The following is a 25,696-nucleotide window of genomic DNA, read 5'->3' as shown; positions in this document are numbered from 1 at the left end:
CGTGGCCGACCTGCATCCTGACGTTGCAGTGCTCGCCCCGCTACTGGGAGCGTGGTCGGGCTCCGGCGCAGGCACGTATCCGACGATTGCGCCGTTCGGCTATCTCGAGGAGATCAGCTTCGCGCACGTGGGCAAGCCGTTTCTGGCATACGGCCAACGGACCAGGGCCGAGGGCGACGGCCGACCGATGCACAGCGAGACCGGATACCTGCGAGTGCCGTCGGCCGGTCGCGTCGAGTGGATCCTGGCGCACCCGACCGGCGTCACCGAGATCGAGGAGGGGACGCTGCAGATCAGCGGAAGCGCCATGGTGATGGAGCTGACGACGACGTCGATCGGCCGCGCCGCGTCTGCGAAAGAGGTCACGGCGCTAAGCCGTTCGATCCGCGTCGACGGCGATGAATTGACCTACACGGTGGACATGGGTGCGGTGGGGCAGCCGCTGCAGCGGCACCTCACCGCCACGCTGCGGAGGCAAGCGTGACTGCGGACGGCAGAATCCGCGTGCCCGCCGACCTCGACTCCGTGACCGACGTCGGCGCAGAGAATCACTCCGACGTCGACCCGGCGTCGATCGACAGGATCTGGGACGCCGCGCGGCACTGGTACGCGGCCGGCATGCATCCGGCGATCCAGGTGTCCCTGCGCCACCGGGGCGAGGTCGTGCTCAACCGAGCGATCGGCCATGCGTGGGGCAACGGTCCCGCCGATCCGCCGGACGCCGAGAAGGTCGAAGTCCGCACCGATACCCCGTTCTGCGTGTACTCCGCAGCCAAGGCCATCACCACGACCGTGGCGCACATGCTGGTTGAGCGCGGCGTGTTCTCGCTCGACGACCGGGTCTGCGAGTACCTGCCCAGCTACACCAGCCACGGCAAGGACCGCACCACGATCCGGCACGTGATCACCCACAGTGCGGGCATTCCGTTCGCCACCGGGCCGAGGCCGGACCTGAAACGGATGGACGACAGCGACTACGCCCGCGACATGCTCGGCAAGCTCAAGCCGGTCTACCCGCCCGGTCTGGTCCACATGTACCACGGCGTGACGTGGGGTCCTCTGATGCGCGAGATCATCTCCGCGGCAGCGGGCCGCAACATCCGAGACATCCTGGCCGAGGAGATCCTCGAGCCGCTGGCGTTCCGCTGGACGAATTACGGCGTTGCCGCGGAAGATGTTCCGTCAGTCGCGCCCAGTCATGTCACCGGCCAGCCGCTGCCTGCCCCGATCGCCAAGGCCTTCAAGACCGCGGTCGGCGGTACCCCGCAACAGATCATCCCGTTCTCGAACACGCCGCAGTTCCTCACCGGCGTCATCCCGTCGTCGAACACCGTCTCGAATGCCGACGAACTGTCCCGCTTTGCCGAAATCCTCACCCGTGGGGGCGAACTCGACGGAGTGCGGGTGATGTCACCCGAGACGTTGCGCGGCGCGACCAAGGAGGCAAGGCGGTTGCGCCCCGATATCGCCACGGGTCTGATGCCGATGCGCTGGGGCACCGGCTACATGCTGGGGTCTAAGCGGTTCGGACCGTTCGGCAAGAACGCCGACGGCGCCTTCGGCCACACCGGACTGACCGACATCGCGGTGTGGGCCGACCCGCAGCGCGCCTTGTCGGTCGCGGTGGTCAGCAGCGGGAAACCGGGCAGGCACCGCGAAGCCGACCGCTATCCGCGCCTGCTGAGCCGGATCAACGCCGAGTTCCCGCGCGTGGAGATCAGCGGATCCTCTCGCCGTACACGCGCTCGACGGTCAGGGTCATCAGCACCCGGCGATCGGACACCATGACCGACCGGTACTCGTCCCAGTCCGGGTGCTCGCCTGCCGCACGCCGGTAGTAGTTCACGAGCGCCTCGACCTCCGCGCCGTGCGGGTCGGCGCCGGGACCGGTCAACGTCACCGGCCCCTCGGCGGTGGCCCATGCCCACCCGTCGTCGCTGGTGACTTCGAGGGCGGCACGCGGGTCTCGGCGCAGGTTCGCGGTCTTGGCCCTGCCGTCGGTCATCGACACATAGATGACGTCGGCATCGCGGTCGTAGTACGGCGTCACCGGGGACAACTGCGGCACGCCGTTGGCCTTGATCGTGGCGAGGACGCCGAGGCGGGCGTCGGCCAGCAGGGTGCGCGGATCGAAGGTGCTCATATCGCTGCGCAACTCCGCGGCGCAGCGCGCCATTCCCTCATGGCCGGACGCCGCGGTAGAAGCCACGCCAGACGATCCAGGGCATCAGCACCCGGTCGATCGACCAGCCGGGGAAGCGGTACGCCTGCCCGCCGGGTCCGAACACCTCGAGACCCTCGGGCTGTGGCCCGAGCACCGAACCCCAGCGGCGAGTCGCAGGGCGGTAGGGACGCAGCGGTTTGCCCGCGAAGTCCGCGCGGATGTTGCGGGCGAGCAGTCCGTCGGCGCGGTTGCGGGCCGAGGAGCGCAGCGGATCGGTGGCCGCCACGTCGCCGATCGCGAACACGCCCGGTTGGCCGGGCACCCGCAACTCCGGAGTGACGCGGACGAAACCGTGCTCGTCGAGCAGTTCCGGCGGCAACCAGTCGGTGTTGGGGCGAACCCGGCCGATTGCCCACAGCACCGCGTCCGCCGTCGCAGGCGACTGGCCGGTGCTCCACTCGACAGGCTCCGATGTGATGGCGTCACACGCGAATCCGTCGGGGATGACCGCGCGGTGTCCGGCGTGCAGCCCGACACCGAGGTCGACCAGCCGGCCACGCACCCGCTCCCACACCCGGACGTGGTGGTGCACCAGCGCCCGTTCGCCGGGGAAGTACAGGTCGACGCGGGTGGCAGGCCACGTCTTGGCCAGGTTGGCGGCGCCGCTGACCGCGGCCGCGCCCCCGCCGACGACGATCACCGAAGCCGCCGCGGCCAGCCGACGGTGCGCGTCGGCGAGGTCGGTGGTTATCTCGTCGGCTGACTGCAAGAACGGTTGCCGCCAGAACCCGTTCGTGACTCCGGTCGAAAGAACGAGCGCGTCATAGGGTTCGGCGTCGGCGGCGCCGTCCCCGCGCCGCAGGAACACCTTGCGCGCGGCCAGGTCGACGCCGGTGAGGGTGCCATGGACGGTGCGGACGCGGTCGAGGCCGTTGAACCGGTCGAACGTGATCCAGTTGTAGCGGGCCCAGTCGTTCGGGCGGGCCAGGCGCATGCCGAGTTCCTGGCCGCTGAGCAGCCCCGGCTTGGCGGAGATGCCGACCACGTCGGCCTGTCGCGCGAGCTTGATCGCGGTCAGTACGCCGCTGTCGCCGAGTCCTGCGACGACCACGCGGGGGCGGTTCATCCGGTCACCCTAACGGTCGCCTCAGTCGGGAAGGCTGCCGACTTCCAGGCCGGCGAGCCCCGAGCGCCCGTCGAACACCACCCGGCCGAACTCTCTGACGACGCAACGCAACCGCCCCGCCAGATGTTCGAAGTCGGTGTCGACGTTGCGGCGCTGCGCCGGCAGCGGCACCGGCAGCGCGTGTGGCTCCAGATGAGTGCCGTCGCCGGTCAACTCGACGTGATAGCGCAGCGAGGTCGCCTTCATCGTCCACCGCTGATCGCCGGCCTGCGACCGCACCCAGGCCGTCGGCGGCGTCATGCGGATCACGCGCTCACCCAGTCGCACCACGACGCCCGCGGCATCGCTCTTGACCGGGCCGAGGGCCAGTAGTCCGCCGGAGAACGCGACCGACACGTCCGCGTCGCCGAAATCGTGGGCCTGCCCCCACCACCACCGCTGCGGAAAACCCGCACCCCAGTTGCGCTCGGTGTAGAGCTTGGCGCGCTCGAAATGCCAACGGCCGTCCTCAGATTCGACGACACCGGTCGCGGCGCCGCCCAGCCGGTATGGATGCCAGTACTGGTTGAGGAACGGAATGGCCGACGCAACGCCGCCGCCTGCGAGGGCTTTGGGCCACGTGACCGGGTCGGCGAAGCGGAGGTCGACACAGGTGCCGTCCAATTCGATATGGAGGCGGTCATAGGTGGCCGCGAACGCACCCGATCCCGCCGTCAGCTCGAAAGGCTCGCCGCGGGCGCGCGCCCCGTCGAGCGCCGCGGCGTATACCCGCCCACCGGGGTGCAGGGCCACCGCGACCGTCGCCCAATCCCCGTCCGGGTGTCGGTTCACACTGAACAGCGCCACCACCACCCGGCCCGTCGCCGCGTCGGTGAGACGCCAGAACCAGCCCTCCATCTCGGTGCCGTGCGACGCCAGCGGGTCGCTGAACGGCAGGTCGGCGCCGGTGCGGCGGTACACGACTGAGAGTCGGCGCAGCATCGAGGTCATCGCCCCTGGCATTGACGATCGGCGCGCGCGGTAAACGCCGCGCGCTCAGGCGTCGAGGCGCACCCGGAACATCGACGGCCAGTTCTTGCCCGTGAGCAGAAACTCCTGGCCGTCGATGTGCGCGATGCCGTTGAGCACCTGCCGGTGCCCCGGGTCTCCCGGGCGCGGCAGGCCCGAGGCGTCGACGACGGTGTTCACCACGCCGGTGCCGGGATCGATCCGCACGATCGTGTCCGTCTGCCAGACGTTGGCCCAGACCTGCCCGTCGACGCACTCGAGTTCGTTGAGAAACCGGACCGGCTGCCCGTCGCGGGTGACGGAAACGGTGCCGGTTTCGGCGAACGTCGTGGCGTCGTGGAACCGCAGCCGGTCGGTGCCGTCGCTGCGGACCATCCGGTCCCCGTCGCGGCAGAGGCCCCAGCCTTCGCCGTCGAGCGGTACCTCCCGAACCGGCGTGAACAAGGCCTTGTCCCATTCGACAGCGACGCCGTTCTGCCACGTCAGCTGCCAGACCCGGTCGTCGACGACGGTGATGCCCTCGCCGAAATAGTTCCCGGGCACCGGCGCGGCGCGGCGCACCGCGCCGGTGGCCGGGTCCAACTCGCGCAGCTGCGACGCACCCGCCAGTCCGGTGCCCTCGTACAGCGTCGGCCCGTCGAGCTCCAGGCCTTGCGTGAAAGCCGTTGTGTCATGCGGAATCTCGGCCAGTACCACCGGTTTGATCACGGGCACGGGACCGGCCGTGGGGTCGGTGTGCGCGGTTGGGGCACCGGTGCCGCACGCCACCAACGCCAGCGCGAGCACGCCAACGGCTATCACCGACCGACCGAGTTTCACGCGTCATGAATACCGCATGTAGCGGGTCGCGCGCCGGTCAATCCAGGCCGGCGCGCAATTGCCCGAGAGTCTTGGCCAGAAGCCGTGAGATGTGCATCTGCGAGACGCCGAGTCGATGGGCGATCTGCGTCTGGGTCATTCCCTCGAAGAACCGCATGACGATGATGTCGCGCTCGCGTTGCGGAAGAGCGGCGATCAACGGCCGGACCGCCTCGCGGAACTCGACGACGTCCATGCCGGGATCGACCGCGCCGAGCCGGTCGCACACCGACATCCCGTCCTCCGACCCCGCCCCCGCGGCCGGCGCATCCAGCGAGCGGGTCTGATAGCACTGCGCGGCGATCAGCCCCTCGACGACCTCGGACCGTTCGACACCGAGCTCGCGCGCGAGCTCCGACGGTGTCGGCGCCCGGTTCAGTCGCTGGCTCAGTTCGGCCGTCGCGGCCGTCACGGCGGCGCGGCCCTCCTTGAGGCGACGCGGCACGTGCACCGACCACCCGTTGTCGCGGAAATACCGTTTGACCTCGCCCATGATCGTCGGCACCGCGAAGGCCAGGAAGTCGCTGCCCGATTCGCAGTCGAATCGTTCGACCGCGTTCAGCAGACCGAGGCGGGCCGTCTGCAGCAGGTCGTCGTGGGGCTCCCCCCTGCCGCCGTAACGGCGTGCGATGTGCTCGGCAAGTGGCAGACAGTGCCGGATGATCCGCTCCCGCCGACGGAGGTAGTCGTTCGATCCCAAGGGTGACTGCGACAGTTCGCGGAACATTTCAAGCACGTCGCCGTAGTCCCGGCGTTCGAGTGTGGCGGTTGTCGCGGTTGTCAACGGGCCTCCTTCGCGCTGGCAAGGGAGTACCCAAACGAACGTTCGGAGAAGGTGTCGGGCGGAGGAGTCTTCGCAGATCGGACGATGGTGCTTCGCTAATCGGCCACAACCGTCGCGCAGAGACCCGTCAGGGGCGTACGGCGTCGAGCGCGCGGTAGATCCGCTGTTCGCTGACAGGGCGCGAGGTGCCGAGCTGCTGTGCCCACAGGCTGACGCGTAACTCCTCGATCATCCTCGCGATGGCGCGGACGTCGGCACCGCCGGCACGGACCGGCGACAAGGCGCCGACGAGGTCGTCGTAGGCGTCTTCGACCGCGTGTACGCGCTGCATCCGGTCGCGGTCGGCGCCGACGCCGTGCGGCAGCCGCTCGATCCGCCTGCCGATTGCGGCGAGGTAGCGGGTGAGGTCGGCAAGGTGGCTCGCGCCGGTCCTGGTGACGAAGCCCGGAGGCAGGAGCCGACCGAGCTGGGCACGGATGTCGGCGATCGCGTCGGCCTGCGCCGGCGGCGGCGTCGCGGGCAGCATGACGTCGACCTCGTGCGCTGCGGTCAGCACCTTCTCGACGCGACCGACGAGCACCTGTGTGGTGGGGACCAGTTGGCTGGCGACGGTGTCGCGCAGCGTGCCGAAGTCGACGCGGGTCCACGCCGGCGCCCTCACCAACGCATCCACCGCCGCGTCCGCGCAGTCGTCCAGCAACGCCTGCAGTGAGCCGTCGGGATTTGTGCCGAGCCGCAGCCGGGTACGCGGATCGAGGCTTCTCTCGATCGCCTTCACCGGGGACGGCACCGAGAGCCGCAGCAGCCGGCGGGTGCCGATCGCCATCGCGTCCGCCTGCTCCGATTCGGTGGGCAGCACCCGGATGTCCACGGCGGCGCCCGCGTCGACCAGCGCGGGGAATCCCCGTACCGAACCACGCTGCACCGTGCGCGGCAGCTCGTCGAGGTCGTCGGGCCACGTGCGTAACCCGGTGCGTTCCAGCTCACCGGCCACCGCGTCGGCGACCGCCCGGCGTGACGATGCGGCCAGTGCTCCTTGCAGCGCCTCCAGATTCTTACCGCGGGCCAGTACCGTGCCGTCCTTCGACTCCACTGCGAACGTCACCTGCAGGTGCGCGGGCAGCTTGTCGAGGTCGAAGGCGTCGAGGGGCACGAGAATCCGGGTGAGGCGGTGCAGTTCGCGTTGCAGGGCGACCAGGAGTGGGTCCTCGCCCGGTTCGAGTGCGGCCAGGACGGCGCGTGCGGTGTCGGGTGCGGGAACGAAGTTGCGCCGCAGATCCTTCGGCAGGGAGCGGATGAGTGCGGTGATGAGTTCTTCGCGCATCGCCGGTACCTGCCAGGCGAATTCGTCACCGCCGAGCCGCGCCAGCACCTCGACGGGCACATGCACGGTGACGCCGTCGTCCTCGGCGCCCGGCTCGAAGCGGTAGGACAGGGGCAACGACACGTCGCCCGCCGACCAGGAGTCGGGCCGCTCGACATCGTCATCGGCCCGCAGCAGATCGTCACGGGTCAATGTCAGCAGGTCCGGCGTCTTGTGCCGCTGCTTCTTCCACCACGCGTCGAAGTGTCTGGCGGACACGACTTCTGCCGGCACTCGCGCGTCGTAGAACGCGAAGACGGTGTCGTCGTCGACCAGAAGGTCTCGGCGGCGGGCCTTCTCCTCCAGCTCTTCGAGCTCCCGGCGCAGGCGGGCGTTGTCGCGGAAGAAGTGGTGCCGCGTCTGCCAGTCGCCTTCGACCAACGCGTGGCGGATGAACAGTTCCCGCGCGACGACCGGATCGACCTGCGCGTATCCGACGCGCCTGCGCGCCACCAACGACAGGCCATACAACGTGACCCGCTCGTAGGCCATCACCGCACCGCGCTGCGCGTCCCAATGCGGCTCGCTGTAGGTGCGCTGGACGAGGTGTCCCGCGACGCGCTCGACGGCCTCGGGCGCGACGCGCGCCGCGATGCGCCCGTAGAGCCTGCTGGTCTCGACCAGTTCGGCGACCACCACCCAGTGCGGGGGACGTCTCGTCAGCACCGAGCCCGGCGCGAGCACGAACCTGGTGTTGCGCGCGCCGACGAATTCGCGCGTATCCCGATCGCGAAGACCGATGTGGGACAACAACCCTGCCAGCATCGCGCTGTGAATAGACCCGGGTTCGGCGGGCTCGTCGGACTCTTTGATGCCGATGTCGCGGGCGATGCTACGCAGCTGCCCGACGAGGTCCTGCCACTCGCGGATGCGCAGGTAGTGCAGGAATTCGTCACGACACATCCGCCGGAAGGCGTTACCTGACAACTCCTTTCGCTGTTCTCGCAGATAGCGCCACAGGTTCAGGTAGGACATGAAGTCGGAGTGCTCGTCGGCGAAGCGCGCATGACTCTGGCGCGCCGCCTCCTCCTTATCGGTGGGGCGTTCACGCGGGTCGGGGATCGACAAGGCCGCGGCGAGCACCAGCACCTCGCGGACGCAGCCCTCCACGTCGGCCTGCAGGATCATCCGGCCCAGCCGCGGATCGACCGGCAGCCGGGCGAGACGACGACCGACGTCGGTGATCGCGCCGTCGCGGTCGAAGGCGCCGAGTTCCTGCAGCAGCTGAACTCCGTCGCGGATACTGCGCGCATCCGGCGGGTCGAGAAACGGAAAGCTCTCGATGTCGCCGAGTTGCAGTGCGGCCATCTGCAGGATCACCGCCGCCAGGTTGGTCCGCAGGATCTCGGGATCGGTGTAGCGCGGGCGCGATGAGAAATCCTCTTCGGAGTACAGCCGGATGCACACCCCCGGCGCGACCCGCCCTGAGCGGCCCGCCCGCTGCGCGGCCGACGCCTGTGAGATCGGCTCGATCGGCAGGCGCTGCACCTTCGTCCGCCGGCTGTAGCGCGAGATGCGCGCCGTCCCGGGATCGACGACGTACCGGACACCGGGCACGGTCAACGATGTCTCGGCGACGTTGGTGGCGAGCACGACCCGCCGGCCCGTGTGCGGCGCGAACACCCGCTGCTGTTCGGCTGTGGGCAGGCGCGCGTACAGCGGCAACACCTCGGTGTTCTTCAGGTCGCGTAAAGCCTCTGCGGTGTCCCGGATCTCGCGTTCTCCGGACAGGAACACCAGCACGTCTCCCGGCGGTTCAGCAGCCAGCTCGTTGACGGCGTCGACGACAGCCTCGGTCTGATCACGCATCTCGGTGCGGATGACGTCGTGGTCCGGATCGTCGGGGTCGTCGACGTCGGTGGTCGCGACGGCCACTTCCAGTGGGCGGTAACGGATTTCGACCGGGTAGGTGCGCCCGGACACTTCGACGATCGGCGCGCTCCCGAAGTGGGCGGCGAAGCGTTCGGGTTCGATGGTCGCCGACGTGACGATCACCTTCAGCTCCGGTCGTCGCGGCAGCAGTTCGCGCAGGTAGCCGAGAAGGAAGTCGATGTTGAGGCTGCGTTCGTGGGCCTCGTCGAGGATCAGCGTGTCATAGCGCAGCAGGCGGCGATCGCGTTGAATCTCCGCGAGCAAGATGCCGTCGGTCATCAGCTTGACCAGGGTGCGGTCGCTGACCTGGTCGGTGAAACGTACTGTGTAACCGATCGTTTCGCCCAGGGGGGTGCCCACTTCGTCGGCGATGCGTTGAGCCACCGTGCGTGCCGCGAGGCGGCGGGGCTGCGTGTGGCCGATGGTTCCCCGAATGCCGCGGCCGAGTTCCAGGCAGATCTTGGGCAGCTGGGTGGTCTTGCCCGAACCGGTCTCGCCGGCGACGATCACGACCTGATGCGCGTTGATGGCCTCGGCGATCTGGTCGCGTCGCTCGCTGACCGGCAGGTCCGGATACGTGATGGCCGGGACGGCGGCGATTCGGGTGGCCACCAGAGCCTCGGCGGCGCTGACCTGTTCGGCGAGCTTGGCGAGCTGCTCGGCTCCGCGCGAACTCCTGAGCCGACGGCCGAGCCGGGCGGCGTCACGGACAGTCAGTCCGTCCAGACGCTTGCGGAGTTCGTGTTTCTCCTCGTCACGCAAGCGCTCATCGGCGGCTGACGGTTCGGACACGCCGCTCAGTGCTTGTCGGGCGACCAGTAGTCGAGCATCTCCGCGAACGTCGCGAACGCCGGAGTGGACACCCCGTAAGTGGCTTCGAGATGAATGCTCAGCGGAAAGCCGAGCTCGCCCACACCGTCGATGACCCGCTTGTACAGCTCGACCATCAATTTGCGCTTCTCGGTCGGTTCGGTGGCCGCCAGCTGCTTGACGAACTCCTGTTCCTCTGCGACCGCGGCGTTGCCCGGGTCCTGGATCAGCCAGTTGATCAGCCCGACCTTGCTCTCGACCTTCGGGACGAAGCCGAACGACAACAGGATCTCGGGGCGATGGTCGGTGGTCTCGGCGAAGTCGCGCAGGAACCCGACGATCGCGTCCGAATACAGCAGCTGGGTCATGCCGTAGGTGGCGCCCCGGTCGCATTTGAAGGTGAACCGTCCGCGCTCGCCGTCACGGGTCGGGATCAGGATCGCCCCCCGGTTGGGCACCAACCCGTCGAAGAGCGAGAGTGCGTCGGTCGGCGCGACGCCGGAGCCTTCACCGTCGCTCATCGTGCGCGGCACGCCGACGAATGCGATGCCGTCGAAGCCGGCAGCGCTCAGAGCGGTCATCCGCTGACGTAGCGCGGCCTCGTCGAGGAAGGCGGTCACCTGCGTGCACAGTCCGTACACGCCGGAAAGCTCGGGCTTGATGATCGACCAGAAGTCGAGGACGTCCATCTTCGGCTTCATCTCGATGGGACGGTCGTCGTCCTCTTCGATCATGCCGGGAATCATCACGTGCCGGATGCGGCCCTCGAGACCGGCCTCTGCGGAGCACTCCAGCACCTTGCGCGCTTCCTCCAGCGCCTGCTCGCGGCCGCGTTCCACGTTCGGCGGCACCAGCTCCAGGGCGATGGTGTTGAGGCTCACGGGATACTGCTCCTGATCATGTGATTCTGTCCGGCCACGGCAGGTCGACGTTGACCACGGTCCGCGCGGCCGGGAAAGCCTCACGATACAGAGGTAACCTGGTCGCCCCTAAATCGTCGCGGGGCCCCTGGACCCTCACCTTTTGGTAAGTAGCGCACTTTTTTGTGCCTACTTGTGATTCCCGCGTCGGCTCATAGCGTTGACGACATGCCCATCCAGGACCGCACGCCGCTGAAATTCGGTGTGCTCTTGTATCCCGACGACGGCCTTTTGGACCTGCCGCGGCAGTTCCGCTGGCTCGAGGATCTCGGCTTCGATCAGGTGCTGGTGCCCGACCACAGCTCGGATCTTCGAGACCGCAGCCGGCCCTGGTTCGACGGCTGGAGCGTGCTGCCGTTGGGCGCCGCGGCCACCGAGCGCATCCGCATCGGCACGCTGGTCAGCAATCCCATCCTTCGGCCTGCGGCCACCCTGGCGCGCCAGGCGCTGACCGTCGACCACCTGTCCGGCGGGCGCCTGGACCTGGGCATCGGAGCGGGCCTGTTCGACTGGGACCATCACGCCGTCGGTGAGCAGCCGTGGTCGCCGAAGGAGCGAGCCGGCCGGTTCGCCGATTACGTGGCGATCCTCGACGGCATTCTGCGTGGCGACGGCGAACCGTTCACTCATGACGGCGATTGGCTGCAGGCCCGCGACGTCGCGACAGTGCCCGGCTCCGTGCAGCGGCCTCGCCCCACGTTGATGACGGGCGGGCAGTCGCCCACGGTGCTGCGGGTCAGTGCCGAGCGCGCCGACGTCTGGAACACCATCGGCCCGATCGTCGACGACCCCGTCGAGATCCTGGAGGTGACGGCGCGCCAGAACGCCAAGCTCGACGAATTGTGTCGGGCGGCCGGGCGGGACCCCCTGTCGCTGCGGCGCTCGTTCACCCCGTTCGGCCCGTACGACATCTGGACCGGCGGCGCCACACTCGAGCAGGTGGTCGAGCAGTTCGGGGCCATCGGCATGACCGAGTTCGTGTTCGACCTGCCGCCCAAGGAACGCCGCAGCGAATTCGAGCACCTGGCGACGGAGGTGATCCCGGCCCTTCGCGGATCCGTTCCGGCGAAGACCGCGTCGTAGTCTGGATGGGGTGAGCACCTCCCCCGCAACGACCCTCGTCCTGGATGACCGGTTCGCCCGTGAACTGCCCGAGATGGCGGTTCAATGGAAGGCCGAAGAGACTCCCGACCCGCAACTGCTGGTGCTCAATGAGCGGTTGGCGGGCGAACTCGGATTGGACGCCCAGTGGCTGCGAGAGCCAGACGGTGTCCGCTTCCTGACCGGCAACCTGGTTCCCGGCGGCGCCAACCCGGTGGCGCAGGCTTACTCCGGGCACCAGTTCGGCGGTTTCGTGCCGCGGCTGGGCGACGGGCGGGCGCTGCTGCTCGGCGAGCTCACCGACGCTTCCGGCGCTGCTCGCGACATTCACCTCAAGGGCTCCGGCGCCAGTCCCTTCTCGCGCGGCGGCGACGGTCTCGCCGCGGTCGGGCCGATGCTGCGCGAGTACATCGTCAGCGAGGGGATGCATGCCTTGGGCATCCCCACCACCCGGTCACTGGCCGTGGTCGCGACGGGCCGCCAGGTGGCGCGCGAGACACTGCTGCCCGGCGCCGTACTGGCCCGCGTCGCGAGCAGCCATCTGCGGGTCGGCAGCTTTCAGTACGCGGCCGCCAGCGGTGATCTCGATCTGCTGCGCCGCCTTGCCGACCATGCGATTGCGCGGCATCACCCCACTGCTGCGAGGGCCGAGCAGCCGTACCTCGCCTTGTTCGAATCAGTGTCGGCAGTGCAGGCCACGCTGATCGCGCAGTGGATGTCGGTGGGGTTTGTGCACGGCGTGATGAACACCGACAACATGACCATCTCCGGCGAGACCATCGACTACGGCCCGTGCGCCTTCATGGAGGCCTACGACCCGGCCACGGTGTTCAGCTCGATCGACTCCTGGGGCCGCTACGCCTACGGCAACCAGCCGTCGATCGCGGTGTGGAACCTCGCCCGCTTCGCCGAGACACTGCTGCCGTTGTTCGCCGACGAGCAGGACCGCGCGGTGGCGATCGCGGAGGAATCGCTGCGGGGGTTTCCGGCGCGCTACGCGGCGGCGTTGTCGGACGGCATGCGCGCCAAGCTGGGCCTTCGCGGTGCGGCCGACAACGATGCCGTCATGGCGCTGGTCGAGGACCTCTTCGCACAGTTGCAGCAGAGCCGCGTCGACTTCACGTCGTTCTTCCGCCGCCTCGGCAGCGCCGCTCGCGGTGACCTCGAGCCGGCCCGCGGCGAATTCGTCGACCTCGCCGCGTTCGACGACTGGTTGGCGCGCTGGCGTGCCCTCGATCCCGACGGCGACGCGATGGACCGCGCCAACCCGGTGTACATCCCGCGTAACCACCTCGTCGAGGAGGCGTTGAAGGCCGCGACCGCCGGCGATCTCGGCCCGCTACAGCAACTTCTTGCGGTGCTCGCCGCGCCCTACGACGAACGGCCGGGGCTGGAGAGGTACGCCCAACCGGCGCCGGATGATTTCGGTACCTACCGAACCTTCTGCGGAACGTAGTGCCGGGCATACACTCAGGTACATGACCCGAGTGCGAAGGTTTGCGGCGGCGGCGTTCACAGCGGCGGCCCTGGGAACACTGGTTTCACCGGCCATCGCCGCGGCGCAGCCCGGCAACTGCTGCTGCCCTCCGGGGCAAACGGGCGTCATCTACGGCTGTTCGTCGTTCTGCATTCCAGGCAAAGTCCTCGACTCGCAGACCGGACTGTGCGTTGCCGCCGCCCCGCCGGCGCCGTCTCACCCGTAGAGACGGCAATTCAGGCGCAGCATCGGACCGGCTGCGACATCTCGCCGCGCCGTTCTAGGAACCGGACTTCTTGCCGCCCTTGCCGGAATTCTTGCCGCCGCGCTTGGAGGCGCCCGGCGAGTTGGAGATTGCCGCTGCGCGCTGCTTGCTCATGCCCTTTTTCCGCAGGCCCTCGTATTGCTTGTCGTTCTTGACGCTGGAACCGTGATCCTTGGCCATTGTTTCCTCCTCGGACTCCGTCTGTGTGGAGTACCCGCTTGGCCGATTCAGCTATCAGCGGCCGCCTCGTCGAGCCCGGCGCGCAGCAGACTCCAGGCCAAACGGCGCGCTTCAGCCGCCCGCTCGTGCATGAGCTTCTGCGCCGCGGATACCGCCGCCGGATCCGGCGCGTGCCCGTCCACCACCGCGACGTGCACATCTTCGGCGACGTGCATGGCCGCCAGGACGGCTTCGTTGACCCGGGTCAACGCCCGGCTGAGGCGGTCGTCCTCGATGAGCAGATGGGCGTTGGCCAGCTCGACGGAGAAATCCTTCACGACTTGGCTGATCTGCTCGAAGATCGGGCTCATCGCCCGTTCGCGCGCCTCGCGGTCCTCGATGCGCAACACGGTGGCGCCCTGGTTCCACAGCGCCGCCAACGCCTGGGTGTGGGCGTTGACCGCTCGCGACACCTCGATCATCGCCAACCGCTGCTGCTGCGCGAGCAGGTGAACGCGCTCGACGCGCGCCAACTCCGCCTGTGCCACCAACTCGGCGCGCGCCAGCTGACGCTGCGCATCCATCTCCGCCTCGTGAATGGAGCGCGCGAGCGCCAACTCGCGAGCCGAGCGCTCCTGCGCCTGAGCGAGTTCACGACGCATCCGCTTCGCGGCGTCGGCCGCGTCCCGGCGCGACTGCCGAAGAACGACGTGGGTCTGCCACATCGACACCAGCACCGCGACGAGCACTGCCCCGCCGAAGAACCACTCCGACCTGGCGCCGGAGTCGCCGGGGCCGAAGAAGACGAACCACGCGATCAGACCCAGACCCGTGACGGCGCCGGCGACCCCGACGCCCACCCGCCACACACCGACTCCGCCGCGCGGGCGCTGTCCGCCACTCGACATTTCACCGGCGGGCGGCGGGAGGTAGTCGCTACCCGGGGACTTCCGTTCGGCGGCGGCGTGGGACTGCGCCAATTCGGTCATCCTCGGCCTCCCGTCTTGCTTGCCCCGACGAACTCTAAGGGGCGTGTGCATGCCCGCCATTGACGCTAACCTCGTCGCGAACCCCAGCGAGAATCGAGGACCGATGGAACATGCGCCGCAGGAAGGTGAATCGTCCGTCATCGTCAGTCTTTCCGATGCCGCGATGCACATGTACACCGCCGCCATCGACGCGCTGCCGTTCCCCGAGGACAAGAAGTTCCACAAGCGCGCCGACGTCGTACTCTCCGGTCTGCGCAAGCTCCGGTCCGGACTCACCGAGGCAGCAAGCCGCAACAGGTCGACGTCCTCGGTGATCGTGGCGCTCAGCGACGTTCGACGGCGCTACGACTCGTTGATGGCCCGCGCCGCAGCAGCGCCGGGGGCGAGTCTGGGTCAACAGTTGTACGCCGCGCGCATCGAGGCGAAGTTGACCGCGGCGGAAGTCGCCAACGGCGCCGGGCTGCGCCCCGACCTGATCGACGACCTCGAAGCCGGCGAGATTCCGACCGAAGAGGAAGCTGCGAAGGTCAGGGAACTCATCGCCGCGCTCGGCGGGGTGCCCGGCACCGAACACCTTCGCCCCGCCGATGAGCCGCACGACGAACCCCACGAGCCCGACGCACCGGAGCAGATGGTCAACGGCTGGGAGCAGCCGTTGACGCAGCATTCCGGCTGAGCCGGCTCACGAAACGAGTGGCGCCAGATACGAACGGGCGTACGCCGTGACGGCGTCATCGTCGTTGACGTCGAGCACCGCAGTGGTCACCTGGACCAGCGACGCCGCCAACCGGATGTGCACTTCGGCGACCGCGAGCAGATCCTTGTCCGGCATCGTCGCGCCCGCCGCGCGCAGCGCCTTGGCCATTGCCGTCGACGCGCTGCTCAGAAAGAGCCGGGCCTCGTCGAACATGCCGCTGGTCGCGGTGAAGTCACCGTCCAATTGGAGGAACCTGCGCATCACCGGCTCGCCGGTGAGCAGGCGCACCCCCTCGCGGAACGCCGCGACCGCGGCCTCTTCCGGGCCCGCGTCGACCGAGACGGTTTGCAGGCGTGCCATCGCGAAATCGAATGTCTGACGGGCTAATTCGGTGACCAGCGCATCGCGACTGGGGAACCGGCGATAGAGCGTGCTGCGGCTGACGCCGGCCTGCCGGGCAACGACGTCCATGCTCAGCCGGCCGACTCCGACCAGCGCGACCTCTTCGGCGGCGGCTTTCAGGATGGCCGTCTCCTGCTCCGGACGGCTGGCGCTGGTGCGTCGCATCGATCTACCGTAGTCAGCCGAGGGGACAACCGCCGCCGGGCGGTGCGAACGACTCGAGCGCAACGGACCTGTGCAGTCTCACCAGCTTCTCGTATTCAATGCGGTTACGCGCCAACGGAATCAACAGCAGCTTGTCCGGCAACACCCGCCACGCCACCTGCAGCAGCCGGCAGTAGATCTCGAACTCGCGGTCGTGGCGCGCCTCCCATCGGAACCCCGTCATGTTCCGAATGTCCGGGTGCAGGATGCCGAACGAGCACACCTTGACGACGCGTCCGGCCACCGGCCGCAGCACCCGCCATGGCGGGTCGAGCACCCGCCGCAGCGTCGCAGGCAGAAGCAACGTCGGCAGCGGAAGACGGGTCAGGTTGGTGGTGACACGCTGCAGAAACGGGTTCGCCTGCAGTTCAGTGCGCACCATCGACTCGTAGTAGTCCACGGCATCGGCGTAGGTCGCGGGCAGTTTGGCGCTCTTGCCGGGTAGCTCCAGCGAACCGAACGCGTCGAGCAACTGCGCGTAGGCGGCTTCATGCTCGGCATCCGTCATCGTGATTCCGGTGCACGGGGTGAACGAGTTCAGCACCAGGAAGAGTCCGCTGACAGCGATCCAGTTCCACAACTGTGGGTCCAGTGCGCTGTAGCGCACGTCGGCGAAGTCGCCGCTACCCCGGCCACGAACGTCGCGATGCAGGCGCTTGAGCCGCGCCCCCTCGGCCGCGCGGTCCTCGGCGTCACCCCAGATCGCGAGAAATGCTGAAAATCCGCTGCGCACACCACGATCGACGAAGTTGTCGGCGAATCGGCCCGTCCTGTCGACGGCTGCGGCGACTGGCACCAGAGCCACCTCGTCGAAGGCCGCCGCGCCGAAGAACCCGCCAAGGTTGCTGCCGCTGTGCTTACGGAATTCGGCCATGACCCAGGGTCGGACGGAGGTCCGTTGCTCTGGTTCGAGGACTGCGACCATGATGCCTCCCACCGCCAATGTTGACACAAAGACTATGTGTTTGTGTCAACATGTCAATGGTTGTCTGGGGAATCCGGCGCAGAACCTCAGTGTTGAACCTTTACGAGATGACATTTGCGACTCCTTCGCCCTCGACACCTCTTCCCCCAACCGATTCCACGTTGTGGACTCCGGCGCGGGTGCTGGTGACCCGCTCTGCGTACGAACTCCCGCACGGGTCCGACATCGTCGCGCGCTGCGAGGCCGCTGGGGTGACCGACATCGAACTGCTGTCCGGCGACCGCCTGCCATCGCTGCGTGCCGACAACGACCGTGCGGCGTACGCCCTGGCCAAACGCACGCTCGCGGTGGTCGTCGCTCCGCCGAGCAAGCGTCGCCTGCAGCCCATCCCCCCGAGCGCCGACTGGCGGATCGACCTGGCGCAAGGCTGTCCGGCACACTGCCAGTACTGCTACCTTGCGGGGTCGCTGTCGGGCCCACCGATCACCCGCGTCTATGCCAACCTGCCCGAGATCTTGGCCGAGATGGATCAGCACGTCGGCCGCGGCACCGTCACCTCCGCCTCGCCCGATCGGGCCGACGAAGGCACCACATTTGAGGCGTCCTGCTACACCGACCCGTTGGCGCTCGAACACCTGACCGGCTCTCTGTCGGCGACCATCACCCATGTCGGCACCCACCAGTGGGGTGCGCCGGTCGGACTTCGGTTCACCACCAAGTACGACGGGGTGGCCCCCCTGCTCGACCTCCCCCACCACGGGCGCACCCGCGTGCGCGTCTCGGTCAACGCGCACGAAGTCGCTGCCCGCTTCGAGGGCGGCACAGCCAAACTCCCGCAACGCATCTCAGCGCTGCGTCACCTTGCACTCGCCGGCTACCGGGTCGGCCTGACGATAGCTCCGATCATGCCGATACCGCAGTGGCGCGAGTCCTACCGCCGCCTGCTGCTAGATGTGAACGCGGCGCTGGCCGACGTTCCAGCGGTCGACCTGACCGTGGAATGCATCACGCACCGGTTCACCCCGAACAGCAAGGACGTGTTGCTGGACTGGTATCCACGGACCAAGCTCGACATGGACGAGTCGGCCCGCTCGCGCAAGATCGGCAAGTACGGCGCCCCGAAATACGTCTATCCCAAAGACACCATGGCCGAACTTCGGTCCTGGTTCGACGCCGAACTGGGCGCCACGGTGCCGATGGCCCGCGTTCTGTACTGGACTTAAGCCCCGACCTCCGCGGCCGCGGTGAGCGACGCCTTGCGGTCGTGCACCTCGCCCAGGAACCGGGCCACGCCGGTGGCGCAGTGCCGGGCGTGGGCATTGTCGACGAGGTCGAAGGCGTGCCCGGCGCGGGGCACCTCGCAGTATTCGACCGGGTTGCGCGAGACCGCCTGCAGCGCATCGCGGAAAGCGCGGGCCTCGCCGACCGGGATGATCGTGTCCTGCTCGCCGTGGATGAGGTAGAACGGCGGCGCATCCTCGTGGATGCGCGCCAGCGGCGACGCGGCAGCGTAAATCTCCGGATGACGGGACTGGCTGCGCCCCACCACAACTCGCTCGAGGAAGCGCTGGAAGTTCCGACGCGTCGCGGTGGAGCGGTCCTGCCAGTCGTATCGCCCGTAGATGCCTACGACGGCGTCGACGGTGGTGTCGGCGTCGTCGGTGAGTTCGCCGCGGAAAGCAGGGTCGCCCGGTGTCAGCCCGGCCAGCGCGGCAAGGTGCCCACCCGCCGAACAGCCCGCGACCGCCACGAAGTTGCGGTCACCGCCGAACCGGTCGACGTTTGCCCTTGCCCAGGCGATCGCGGCGTTGACGTCCGCGATGTGACGAGGCCAGCGGTTCACCGGCGACACGCGGTAGTCCATCGTCAGACAGACCCAGCCCCGTTTGACCATCTGGTGCAGCAGCGTGTGCCCTTGCAACACACGCGAGCCCTGCACCCAGGCCCCGCCTGGGACGAACAGCAGGACCGGCGCATCGGCCGGCAGGTCAGGTCGCCGCCACACATCGAGAAGCTGGGCGGGGTGGTCGCCGTATCGCACCGAGCTGCGGTACAGGCACCGCTGCCGCTGCGCGCGGAACCGCAGATACGGAGGCATCCGGCTGCTGCGTGTCGACTCGGCCTCACCGTCGATCGGCGCGGCGACGGCCTCGCTGGTGTTCAGGCGACGGCTGATCGCGGCCCGCACCGCGGCCGGAGCGTAGTGCCCGCCATACAGGGCCATCGCGGTAAGGCCGGCGAAGGGTTCGAGGTGCTTGCCGACCACCGGAAGTGACGAGTACACCCTGGTCGCGGCCAGCACCATGTCGCCGGGCGAGTGCAGTTTGATCGTCACCTCACGACGCCAAGCTCGTCGGACTGGCAGCACTGTCAGCGCGGGCGACACACGGGTCGCACCCTGCTTCTTCCAGACGAAATATGCCACAACCAGGGCAGATGAACTCCAGCATGTGCGGCGCCCCTTTCGAAGACCGAGTGGTCACGCCACGTTGCTGAAGCGTGGGACCGGCATACCCGCGCTTTCTCGACATGAAACCGCGCGGTTCGCGTCAGTACCGTGGTCGGCATGAAGTACCTGGATGTGGACGGCGTCGGACGGGTCAGCAGGATCGGGCTGGGAACGTGGCAGTTCGGTTCCCGGGAGTGGGGATACGGGGACAAATACGCCTCGGGGGCGGCCCGCGACATCGTCGCGCGTTCGCTCGAGCAGGGCGTGACGCTGTTCGACACCGCCGAGGTGTACGGGTTCGGCAAGAGTGAGCGCATCCTTGGCGAAGCACTCGGCGATCGACGCGCGCAGGTCGCGGTGGCCAGCAAGGTCTTTCCGGTCGCCCCGTTCCCCGCTGTCGTGAAGCAACGTGCGCACGCCAGCGCCGAGCGGCTGGGCCTGAACCGTATCCCGCTGTACCAGATCCACCAGTCCAATCCCGTGGTTCCCGATTCGGTGATCATGCCGGGCATGCGGGACCTGCTCGAGGCCGGCGAGATCGGGGCAGTGGGCGTCTCCAACTACTCACTCGCGAGGTGGCGCAAGGCCGACGCCGCGCTCGGGCGTCCGGTGATCAGCAATCAGGTGCATTTCTCGCTTGCGCATCCGCAGGCGCTCGACGATTTGGTGCCGTTCGCGGAGCGAGAGAACCGCATCGTGATGGCCTACAGTCCACTGGCGCAGGGACTGCTGGGCGGCAAATACGGGCCCGACAACCGGCCAGGCGGTGTACGAGCGATGAATCCGCTGTTCGGTGTCGAGAACCTGCGCCGCGCGCAGCCACTGCTCGAAACCCTGCGCGAGGTGGCCACGTCGGTCGGCGCCAAGCCGGCACAGGTGGCGCTGGCATGGTTGATCAGCCTGCCGGGCGTCGTCGCGATTCCCGGTGCATCGAGTGTCGAACAACTCGAATTCAACGTCGCCGCAGCCGATATCGAGCTGAGCGCCGAGGATCGCGATGCGCTCACCCGTGCGGCACGTGCATTTCGCCCCGTGTCGACCGGGCGGTTCCTGCTGGACACCGCACGCGAGAAGCTCGGGGTCAGCTGACGTCGCTGTGCAGCGACAGGACGGTGATGTCAGGCGGCGCGCCGATACGCACCGGCGGACCCCAAAAGCCCGCTCCGCGAGTCACATACAGCTGCGTTTTGTCGAAGGTCGACAGTCCCGCGAGGCTCGGTTGGACAGCGCGGACGATGTAGTGGAACGGCCACATCTGGCCCCCGTGAGTGTGCCCGGACAGCTGCAGGTCCACCCCGCGCACCGCCGCCTCGTGCACCTGCACCGGTTGGTGGGCGAGCAGTATCGTCGGCCTCGCCGGATCCGCCCCCGCCAAGGCGCGGCCGAAGTCGGGCGGGTCTGACCTCTCTTCACCGGCAACGTCGTTGACCCCGGCCAGGGTGAAGGCCGCAGCGCCGCGTCGGATCGCGGTGTTCTCGTTGCGCAGCGGTTGCACGCCGAGGCGCTCGAGCTCGCGCAACCACGAGGGCGGATCCTCGACGAAATACTCGTGGTTGCCGGTAACGAAGAAACTGCCCTCGCGAGACACCAGGTCGCGCAACGGTTCGGCAGCCGGCCCGAGCTCTTCGACCGTTCCGTCGACGAGGTCGCCGACGATCGCGACCAGGTCCGGCGTCGACTCGTTGATCATCGTGACGATCCGCTCGGTGTGCGCGCGGCCGGCCAGCGGCCCGAGGTGGATGTCGGAGACCACCGCAATGCGAAAGCCGTTGAACGCCGGATCGAGCCGTCGCAGACGGACCGGCACGCGCAAGAGATCGGGCGGCCCGACCGCCGTCGCGGTGCCGACACCCACCAGACCGACCGACGCGGCGCCGGCCGCGACTGCGCTCGCCCGGGCCAGGAACAGCCGCCGGTTCATCCCGTCATCCGGTGGGTCCGCGGCCGGCCTGCGCCGCACCCAGCCCCGCAGCGCAAGGCGCACCGGTTCCAGGGCGAGCAGCGTCAGGAACAGGTAGGCGACGAGGCCGAACCAGAGGTAGCCCGGCCAGACGTACCAACCGGCCTCGCGCAGTCCGAGCAGCCGCGGCCCCATCAGTGTCACGATCAGCAGCGCAGTGAGGGCGCCGAGGATCGCCGTCAGAACTCGCCGCGTGCGTCCTGGCCCGGTCGTGTCCTTCACCAGCCGCTTCCACACGTACAAATGCATCAACGCCAGCACAGCGGAGAGAACAACGACGAACATGCAGGTCCTTCGCGGGGAGCAATTAACCCCTGCGCACGCGAGGAGCAATTAACCCTAGGCCGACACCGTGGAGCGGCGTGTCAACGTCAGCAGCGCCGCCGCTCCGATGAGGGCGCTGCTGACCATCGCGATCGCCATCGGTACTGCGGTGTGGTCACCGGCGATTCCGACCAGGGGCGCCGCCGTCGCCGCCAAGCCGAACTGTAGCGCGCCCAGAATCGCGGACCCGGTGCCCGCCGCGTAGCGGACCTCGTCCATCGCCAGCGACGTCGCGTTGGCGACCACGAGGCCGAGACTGGTGACCGTGCACCACAGCAGCACGAGCGTCGCCCAGAGCACCGGCCCGAGCAGGGTGTCCAGCACCAGCAGCGCGGAGAACATCGCCAGCAGGCTGACGCCGAGGTGCAGCAGTCGCCGCTGGCCGAAGCGGATGACGATCCTGGCGTTGAGGGCGTTCATCGCGACCAGGCCCGTGGCGTTGGCTGCGAATGCGAATGAGTAACCGATCTCGGACAACCCGAGCACGTTCTGAAGAACGAACGGCGAGGCCGAGATGTAGCTGAACATGACCGTGAAACTGAAGGCGTAGGTCAGCGTGTAGCCGATGTAGTGCGGGTTGCTCAGCACGGAGCGGGCGTCGCGCAGCATCGCGGGCAGACCACCGGTGTTGCGCAGGTCCGCCGGGTGTGTTTCGGACAGGACGATAAGCACGCCCAGCAGCATGGCGCCGGCCAATCCGGTCAGAATCCAGAACACGCCGCGCCATCCGATCACACCCATGAGCGAGCCGCCGATCAGCGGGGCCACCACCGGAGCGGCTCCGTTGATGATCATCATGAGGCTGAACAGTCTGGCCGCGGCCGCTCCGCGGGCGCGGTCGGAGATCACCGCCCGGCTGAGCACAACACCTGCGGCCCCGCCGAAGCCCTGCAGGAATCGAGACGCCGTCAGCAGCTCGATGCTGGGCGCGAGCGCGCAGGCTATCCCGCCGAGGATGCACACGCTGGTGCCGACGATCATCAACGGCCGCCGACCGAACCGGTCCGACATCGGACCGATGACCAGTTGACCGAGCGCCAGGCCGATCAGGAACGTCGTCAAAGTCAGCTGGATCGCCGATGCCGTGGTGCCGAACTCCTCGGCCATGGCCGGGAAAGCGGGCAGGTACATGTCGATGGACAGCGGCGCGACGGCGGTCAGCAGGGCAAGGACCCCGAGCCAGCTCATGGGAATTGGCCTGGCGTGGGGGGCTGCGCGGCCAGTGGTGCTCAAGACGGGTCGACCTTCTCTGCTTGCTATAGCTTTATATGTAATTTCATATGTACTATAGCGGCATGCGGAGCACTCATGTACCCGTCAGCGCGCGTGATGCTCGCGACATCGCCGAGGCGGTGCGGACCGTGGTGTGGTCACTTCGCCGCTTCGGTGAGCGGCAGGTCGGTCTACCTCCGCTGCCGCATTCGGAGTTCGAGGTGATCCGCACCGTGTCCGACCACTCGGACATCACGGTCTCCGATGCCGCCCGGCTGCTCGGGTTGCAGCCGAGCAACGTCAGCACCACGGTGCGTCGCCTCGTCGAGCAGGGCCTCGTCGAACGTGTGCCCGATGAGCACGACCGCCGGTCTATTCGGCTGCGGCTCACCGAGAAGGCGCGCGGGCACAAGACGATGATCGACGCCGCGTGGGTGGAGGCGATCGGAGAACGGTTGGCGCAGATGACAACCGAGGAGGCGGAGCTGCTTGTCGAGGCCGCGCCGCTCCTGCGGCGCCTCGCCGCCATGGCCTAGCGCGGCGGCTCGCCGCCATGGCCTAGCGCGGCGGCTAAGCCGGATGCAGGGTGACCGCGATGCCCGAGTAGCGGACCATGCCCGTGATGACGTCGATATCGTCCTTGCTCGTCAGCCGGTTGACGTTGGCTGCGTGATGGCCGTGCGGAACCGACACCGCGCCGCGCCGGATCGAGTCGTCGATCTTGGCGACGCCGGTCAGTTCGCCGTTGGTGCTGCGGACAACCACCGGACCGCCGTCGACGACGCCTGCCGCACCGCCGTCGTCGGGATGAATCAGGATCAGCGCCGGCTCGCCGAGGAAGTCGAGTTGGGCGTTGAGCTTCTTGCGCTGCCTGCGGGGCACCATCACCAGCGGCGGCGGCGGTTCGAGCGCGGCGAGTTGGTCGACCAGCAGCGGCGGCGCCAGCCGCCACCCGCCCATCCGCTCGATGTGCGCGTCGACCCACGGCGCGGGCAGTTCGCGACCCGCGTCGGCCCAACCGGTTGCGGCCACCTCGTCGTAGTGGGACCGGGCGCCTGCCAGCAGCACCGCGAGCACATCGTCGTCCGAGCTGGTATCCGGATCTCCGAGCGAGCCGAGGTCGTAGCCGAGGCGCCTGCCGAGTTCGGCGAACACCCACCACATCGACCGCCGCTCCCCGACCGGGGCCACCACGGCGGGCGTGTACTGCACCGAGACCCGCGCACTGAGGATGTCGTGGATGGTGATGTCGGGCCGTTCGAGCGGGTCCTTGGTCGGCAGCACGTGCGTGGCCAGCTGCGTAGTCTCGTTGTCGATGATCTCGGTGGTGGCGAACACCTCGAGGTTCTGCAGGGCCGGAATCAGCTTGCCCGTCTCGGGAAAGCTGGTGACCAGGCTTCCGCCGACGTTGATCAGGGCGCGGATATGGCCCGCCTCCACCTCGTCGGGCAGCACGGCACACGGCCATTCGTTGATGAACGCCTGCGCCTCTGGGCGGCTGCGCGGACCCGGTCCGAAGGATCCCTCGACCGGGGTGATCGGCAGCAGGTCGCCGAAAGTCTCCAACTGATATGCGAATCCAGGGTGAAACCACGTGCCGCCGGGTCGGTTCATCGCGCCGGTGAGGATCATGAGAACCCACGCAAGCCACTGGGTGACGTTGGCGCGCTCGGCGGTCATCGTGACACCGGTGCCGGTTTCGACCGCGACGCACTTGGCCGTCCGCACGGCCGCGCACAACCGCGTCAGGTCCGACTCTGCGACGTCGGCGATGCTGGCAGTGTGTTCGAGCGTGAACGGCTCAACCGCCGCGGCGAGTTCGTCGACACCCTGCACCGGTACGTCGAATTTTCGTCCGTCCCGCAGGATCTCGCGCACGAGATACGCCATTACGGCGTGGTCGGTGCTGGGTCGCGGTGCCAGATGGCCGGTGGCCAGTCGGACCGTCTCGGTGCGGCGTGGGTCGATCACCCACACCTGCCCGCGGTTGGCGATGTCACGGACGGTCCCCGTTGGGTTGGGCATCGAGATTGCGTGTCCATGTGAGACCACCGGGTTGACGCCGACGAGCATGAGGAAGTCCACGTTGTCGAAATCGGTGCGGCCGGACAGCCCCATGAATCCGCCGACCAGATCGGAGATCAGCGGTTTGGCGGTGCCGTCGATGGTCAGTGGGCTGAACTTGGCCGGAGTGCCGATCGCGGCGTGCAGCGCTTCGGCCATCCGGAAGCCGGCGCTTTCCATGGTGCTGAAGTAGAAGGCCACCGACTCGGGACCGTGCCGGTCGATGATGTCGCGCAACCGCGTGCCGAGGTCGTCGAGACATGCGTCCCACGGGGCGTTCTGCAACCGGCCGTCGATTCGCATCTGTGGGTGTTCGAGGCGATCCGGGTGGTGATGCACCAGCGGCAGCGCGCGGCCTTTGGCGCACGTGTACCCGCGCGAGAAGGGGTGCTCCTGATCGCCTCGGACGCGCACCACCTCGTCCCCTTCGACGTCGACGAGGATGCCGCAGACCGACGTGCAGACGCGACAGAAACTACGCACGGTTTGCATGAGCAGAAACGTACTCTCGTAATCGGAGAGGCGAACCCGCATTCAGTGATAATGCCTACCCGAATTGGAGA

The 25,696-nt window shown here is 68.2% G+C and carries 24 protein-coding genes; 9 read left to right on the top strand and 15 right to left on the bottom strand.

What is annotated here, in order from left to right; all coding sequences use genetic code 11:
* Window position 1 precedes the first annotated feature (1 nt).
* Both N4S67_RS23705 and lipE read left to right on the top strand, forming a co-directional pair.
* Window positions 2-484 carry a peroxynitrite isomerase gene (locus N4S67_RS23705; protein ID WP_260995482.1) on the top strand — a complete coding sequence of 161 codons (483 nt, stop codon included), beginning with the start codon at window positions 2-4 and terminating at the stop codon, window positions 482-484.
* Window positions 481-1,788, top strand: a complete 1,308-nt coding sequence (gene lipE, locus N4S67_RS23700) for a lipase LipE (protein WP_260995481.1) — start codon at window positions 481-483, stop codon at window positions 1,786-1,788. Before N4S67_RS23705 ends, lipE begins: the two co-directional genes overlap by 4 nt.
* On the opposite strand, the gene N4S67_RS23695 is transcribed toward lipE, so the two are convergent.
* From N4S67_RS23695 to N4S67_RS23665, 7 genes are all read right to left on the bottom strand, one after another.
* Window positions 1,718-2,143: a PPOX class F420-dependent oxidoreductase gene (locus tag N4S67_RS23695; RefSeq protein ID WP_260995806.1), complete on the bottom strand. Its 426-nt coding sequence runs from the start codon at window positions 2,141-2,143 to the stop codon at window positions 1,718-1,720. The two genes, lipE and N4S67_RS23695, sit on opposite strands and share 71 nt — an antisense overlap.
* A gap of 37 nt (window positions 2,144-2,180) precedes the next feature.
* The gene (locus N4S67_RS23690) at window positions 2,181-3,290 is read right to left on the bottom strand and encodes an FAD-dependent oxidoreductase (protein WP_260995480.1); all 1,110 of its coding nucleotides are present in this window, start codon (window positions 3,288-3,290) and stop codon (window positions 2,181-2,183) included.
* 21 nt (window positions 3,291-3,311) lie between these two features.
* Window positions 3,312-4,292 (bottom strand): tocopherol cyclase family protein, encoded by a 981-nt coding sequence (locus tag N4S67_RS23685; protein ID WP_260995479.1) that lies wholly within the window; start codon window positions 4,290-4,292, stop codon window positions 3,312-3,314.
* Window positions 4,293-4,325: 33 nt separating this feature from the next.
* Window positions 4,326-5,117 carry a glutaminyl-peptide cyclotransferase gene (locus N4S67_RS23680; protein ID WP_260995478.1) on the bottom strand — a complete coding sequence of 264 codons (792 nt, stop codon included), beginning with the start codon at window positions 5,115-5,117 and terminating at the stop codon, window positions 4,326-4,328.
* A 37-nt stretch (window positions 5,118-5,154) separates the two neighbouring features.
* Complete coding sequence (locus tag N4S67_RS23675; RefSeq protein ID WP_260995477.1) at window positions 5,155-5,940, bottom strand: SigB/SigF/SigG family RNA polymerase sigma factor; 786 nt, start codon at window positions 5,938-5,940, stop codon at window positions 5,155-5,157.
* A gap of 127 nt (window positions 5,941-6,067) precedes the next feature.
* Complete coding sequence (gene hrpA / locus N4S67_RS23670) at window positions 6,068-9,967, bottom strand: ATP-dependent RNA helicase HrpA (protein WP_260995476.1); 3,900 nt, start codon at window positions 9,965-9,967, stop codon at window positions 6,068-6,070.
* A gap of 5 nt (window positions 9,968-9,972) precedes the next feature.
* The gene (locus tag N4S67_RS23665) at window positions 9,973-10,866 is read right to left on the bottom strand and encodes a mycobacterial-type methylenetetrahydrofolate reductase (protein ID WP_260995475.1); all 894 of its coding nucleotides are present in this window, start codon (window positions 10,864-10,866) and stop codon (window positions 9,973-9,975) included.
* 207 nt (window positions 10,867-11,073) lie between these two features.
* Here N4S67_RS23665 and N4S67_RS23660 point away from each other — a divergent pair, with 207 nt between their 5' ends.
* The 3 genes from N4S67_RS23660 to N4S67_RS23650 are packed head-to-tail and all read left to right on the top strand — an operon-like array spanning window position 11,074 to window position 13,709.
* Entirely contained in the window at window positions 11,074-11,988 is a 915-nt protein-coding gene (locus N4S67_RS23660) for an LLM class flavin-dependent oxidoreductase (RefSeq protein ID WP_260995474.1), read from the top strand.
* A 10-nt stretch (window positions 11,989-11,998) separates the two neighbouring features.
* Window positions 11,999-13,462 (top strand): protein adenylyltransferase SelO, encoded by a 1,464-nt coding sequence (locus N4S67_RS23655; RefSeq protein ID WP_260995473.1) that lies wholly within the window; start codon window positions 11,999-12,001, stop codon window positions 13,460-13,462.
* Between the two features lie 22 nt (window positions 13,463-13,484).
* A complete protein-coding gene (locus tag N4S67_RS23650; RefSeq protein WP_260995472.1) occupies window positions 13,485-13,709 on the top strand; it encodes a hypothetical protein in 225 nt (74 codons plus the stop codon).
* A 54-nt stretch (window positions 13,710-13,763) separates the two neighbouring features.
* On the opposite strand, the gene N4S67_RS23645 is transcribed toward N4S67_RS23650, so the two are convergent.
* Window positions 13,764-13,928, bottom strand: a complete 165-nt coding sequence (locus tag N4S67_RS23645; RefSeq protein ID WP_260995471.1) for a DUF7218 family protein — start codon at window positions 13,926-13,928, stop codon at window positions 13,764-13,766.
* Between the two features lie 47 nt (window positions 13,929-13,975).
* A complete protein-coding gene (locus N4S67_RS23640) occupies window positions 13,976-14,896 on the bottom strand; it encodes a hypothetical protein (RefSeq protein WP_260995470.1) in 921 nt (306 codons plus the stop codon).
* Window positions 14,897-14,999: 103 nt separating this feature from the next.
* Here N4S67_RS23640 and N4S67_RS23635 point away from each other — a divergent pair, with 103 nt between their 5' ends.
* Window positions 15,000-15,572 (top strand): XRE family transcriptional regulator, encoded by a 573-nt coding sequence (locus N4S67_RS23635; RefSeq protein ID WP_260995805.1) that lies wholly within the window; start codon window positions 15,000-15,002, stop codon window positions 15,570-15,572.
* A gap of 6 nt (window positions 15,573-15,578) precedes the next feature.
* Here the strand turns inward: N4S67_RS23635 and N4S67_RS23630 are convergent, their stop codons facing one another.
* Together N4S67_RS23630 and N4S67_RS23625 are read right to left on the bottom strand one after the other, a co-directional pair.
* Window positions 15,579-16,160 carry a TetR/AcrR family transcriptional regulator gene (locus tag N4S67_RS23630; RefSeq protein WP_260995469.1) on the bottom strand — a complete coding sequence of 194 codons (582 nt, stop codon included), beginning with the start codon at window positions 16,158-16,160 and terminating at the stop codon, window positions 15,579-15,581.
* Window positions 16,161-16,173: 13 nt separating this feature from the next.
* Window positions 16,174-17,124, bottom strand: coding sequence for an oxygenase MpaB family protein (locus N4S67_RS23625; RefSeq protein ID WP_260995468.1), 951 nt, complete (start codon window positions 17,122-17,124; stop codon window positions 16,174-16,176).
* A 107-nt stretch (window positions 17,125-17,231) separates the two neighbouring features.
* On the opposite strand from N4S67_RS23625, the gene N4S67_RS23620 reads away from it, so the two are divergent.
* Entirely contained in the window at window positions 17,232-18,347 is a 1,116-nt protein-coding gene (locus N4S67_RS23620; RefSeq protein WP_260995467.1) for a spore photoproduct lyase family protein, read from the top strand.
* On the opposite strand, the gene N4S67_RS23615 is transcribed toward N4S67_RS23620, so the two are convergent.
* Window positions 18,344-19,429: an alpha/beta hydrolase gene (locus N4S67_RS23615; RefSeq protein ID WP_260995804.1), complete on the bottom strand. Its 1,086-nt coding sequence runs from the start codon at window positions 19,427-19,429 to the stop codon at window positions 18,344-18,346. The two genes, N4S67_RS23620 and N4S67_RS23615, sit on opposite strands and share 4 nt — an antisense overlap.
* 261 nt (window positions 19,430-19,690) lie before the next feature.
* On the opposite strand from N4S67_RS23615, the gene N4S67_RS23610 reads away from it, so the two are divergent.
* Window positions 19,691-20,662: an aldo/keto reductase gene (locus N4S67_RS23610; RefSeq protein ID WP_260995466.1), complete on the top strand. Its 972-nt coding sequence runs from the start codon at window positions 19,691-19,693 to the stop codon at window positions 20,660-20,662.
* Here the strand turns inward: N4S67_RS23610 and N4S67_RS23605 are convergent.
* The gene (locus N4S67_RS23605; RefSeq protein ID WP_260995465.1) at window positions 20,655-21,818 is read right to left on the bottom strand and encodes a metallophosphoesterase; all 1,164 of its coding nucleotides are present in this window, start codon (window positions 21,816-21,818) and stop codon (window positions 20,655-20,657) included. The two genes, N4S67_RS23610 and N4S67_RS23605, sit on opposite strands and share 8 nt — an antisense overlap.
* Window positions 21,819-21,872: 54 nt before the next feature.
* Window positions 21,873-23,045 (bottom strand): multidrug effflux MFS transporter, encoded by a 1,173-nt coding sequence (locus N4S67_RS23600; protein WP_260995464.1) that lies wholly within the window; start codon window positions 23,043-23,045, stop codon window positions 21,873-21,875.
* Window positions 23,046-23,152: 107 nt separating this feature from the next.
* Here N4S67_RS23600 and N4S67_RS23595 point away from each other — a divergent pair, with 107 nt between their 5' ends.
* Window positions 23,153-23,605 (top strand): MarR family winged helix-turn-helix transcriptional regulator, encoded by a 453-nt coding sequence (locus tag N4S67_RS23595; protein WP_260995463.1) that lies wholly within the window; start codon window positions 23,153-23,155, stop codon window positions 23,603-23,605.
* Window positions 23,606-23,639: 34 nt separating this feature from the next.
* Here the strand turns inward: N4S67_RS23595 and N4S67_RS23590 are convergent, their stop codons facing one another.
* The gene (locus N4S67_RS23590) at window positions 23,640-25,625 is read right to left on the bottom strand and encodes a molybdopterin-containing oxidoreductase family protein (protein WP_260995462.1); all 1,986 of its coding nucleotides are present in this window, start codon (window positions 25,623-25,625) and stop codon (window positions 23,640-23,642) included.
* Window positions 25,626-25,696: the final 71 nt, after the last annotated feature.

Origin of the sequence: Mycobacterium deserti, assembly GCF_025345615.1 — a bacterium.
Classification (GTDB): Bacteria; Actinomycetota; Actinomycetes; order Mycobacteriales; family Mycobacteriaceae; genus Mycobacterium; species Mycobacterium deserti.
Note: the sequence above shows the minus strand (reverse complement) of the source record. Positions and strands in the feature narration are given on the sequence as shown.

Coding starts and splice junctions, on each gene's coding strand:
- N4S67_RS23695 (WP_260995806.1), bottom strand. CDS start 2,143: ATGAGCACCTTCGATCCGCGCACCCTGCTGGCCGACGCCCGCCTCGGC.
- N4S67_RS23690 (WP_260995480.1), bottom strand. CDS start 3,290: ATGAACCGCCCCCGCGTGGTCGTCGCAGGACTCGGCGACAGCGGCGTA.
- N4S67_RS23685 (WP_260995479.1), bottom strand. CDS start 4,292: ATGCCAGGGGCGATGACCTCGATGCTGCGCCGACTCTCAGTCGTGTAC.
- N4S67_RS23660 (WP_260995474.1), top strand. CDS start 11,074: ATGCCCATCCAGGACCGCACGCCGCTGAAATTCGGTGTGCTCTTGTAT.
- N4S67_RS23650 (WP_260995472.1), top strand. CDS start 13,485: ATGACCCGAGTGCGAAGGTTTGCGGCGGCGGCGTTCACAGCGGCGGCC.
- N4S67_RS23645 (WP_260995471.1), bottom strand. CDS start 13,928: ATGGCCAAGGATCACGGTTCCAGCGTCAAGAACGACAAGCAATACGAG.
- N4S67_RS23640 (WP_260995470.1), bottom strand. CDS start 14,896: ATGACCGAATTGGCGCAGTCCCACGCCGCCGCCGAACGGAAGTCCCCG.
- N4S67_RS23635 (WP_260995805.1), top strand. CDS start 15,000: ATGGAACATGCGCCGCAGGAAGGTGAATCGTCCGTCATCGTCAGTCTT.
- N4S67_RS23630 (WP_260995469.1), bottom strand. CDS start 16,160: ATGCGACGCACCAGCGCCAGCCGTCCGGAGCAGGAGACGGCCATCCTG.
- N4S67_RS23625 (WP_260995468.1), bottom strand. CDS start 17,124: ATGGTCGCAGTCCTCGAACCAGAGCAACGGACCTCCGTCCGACCCTGG.
- N4S67_RS23620 (WP_260995467.1), top strand. CDS start 17,232: ATGACATTTGCGACTCCTTCGCCCTCGACACCTCTTCCCCCAACCGAT.
- N4S67_RS23615 (WP_260995804.1), bottom strand. CDS start 19,429: ATGGTGCTGGCCGCGACCAGGGTGTACTCGTCACTTCCGGTGGTCGGC.
- N4S67_RS23610 (WP_260995466.1), top strand. CDS start 19,691: ATGAAGTACCTGGATGTGGACGGCGTCGGACGGGTCAGCAGGATCGGG.
- N4S67_RS23605 (WP_260995465.1), bottom strand. CDS start 21,818: ATGTTCGTCGTTGTTCTCTCCGCTGTGCTGGCGTTGATGCATTTGTAC.
- N4S67_RS23600 (WP_260995464.1), bottom strand. CDS start 23,045: ATGAGCTGGCTCGGGGTCCTTGCCCTGCTGACCGCCGTCGCGCCGCTG.
- N4S67_RS23595 (WP_260995463.1), top strand. CDS start 23,153: ATGCGGAGCACTCATGTACCCGTCAGCGCGCGTGATGCTCGCGACATC.
- N4S67_RS23590 (WP_260995462.1), bottom strand. CDS start 25,625: ATGCAAACCGTGCGTAGTTTCTGTCGCGTCTGCACGTCGGTCTGCGGC.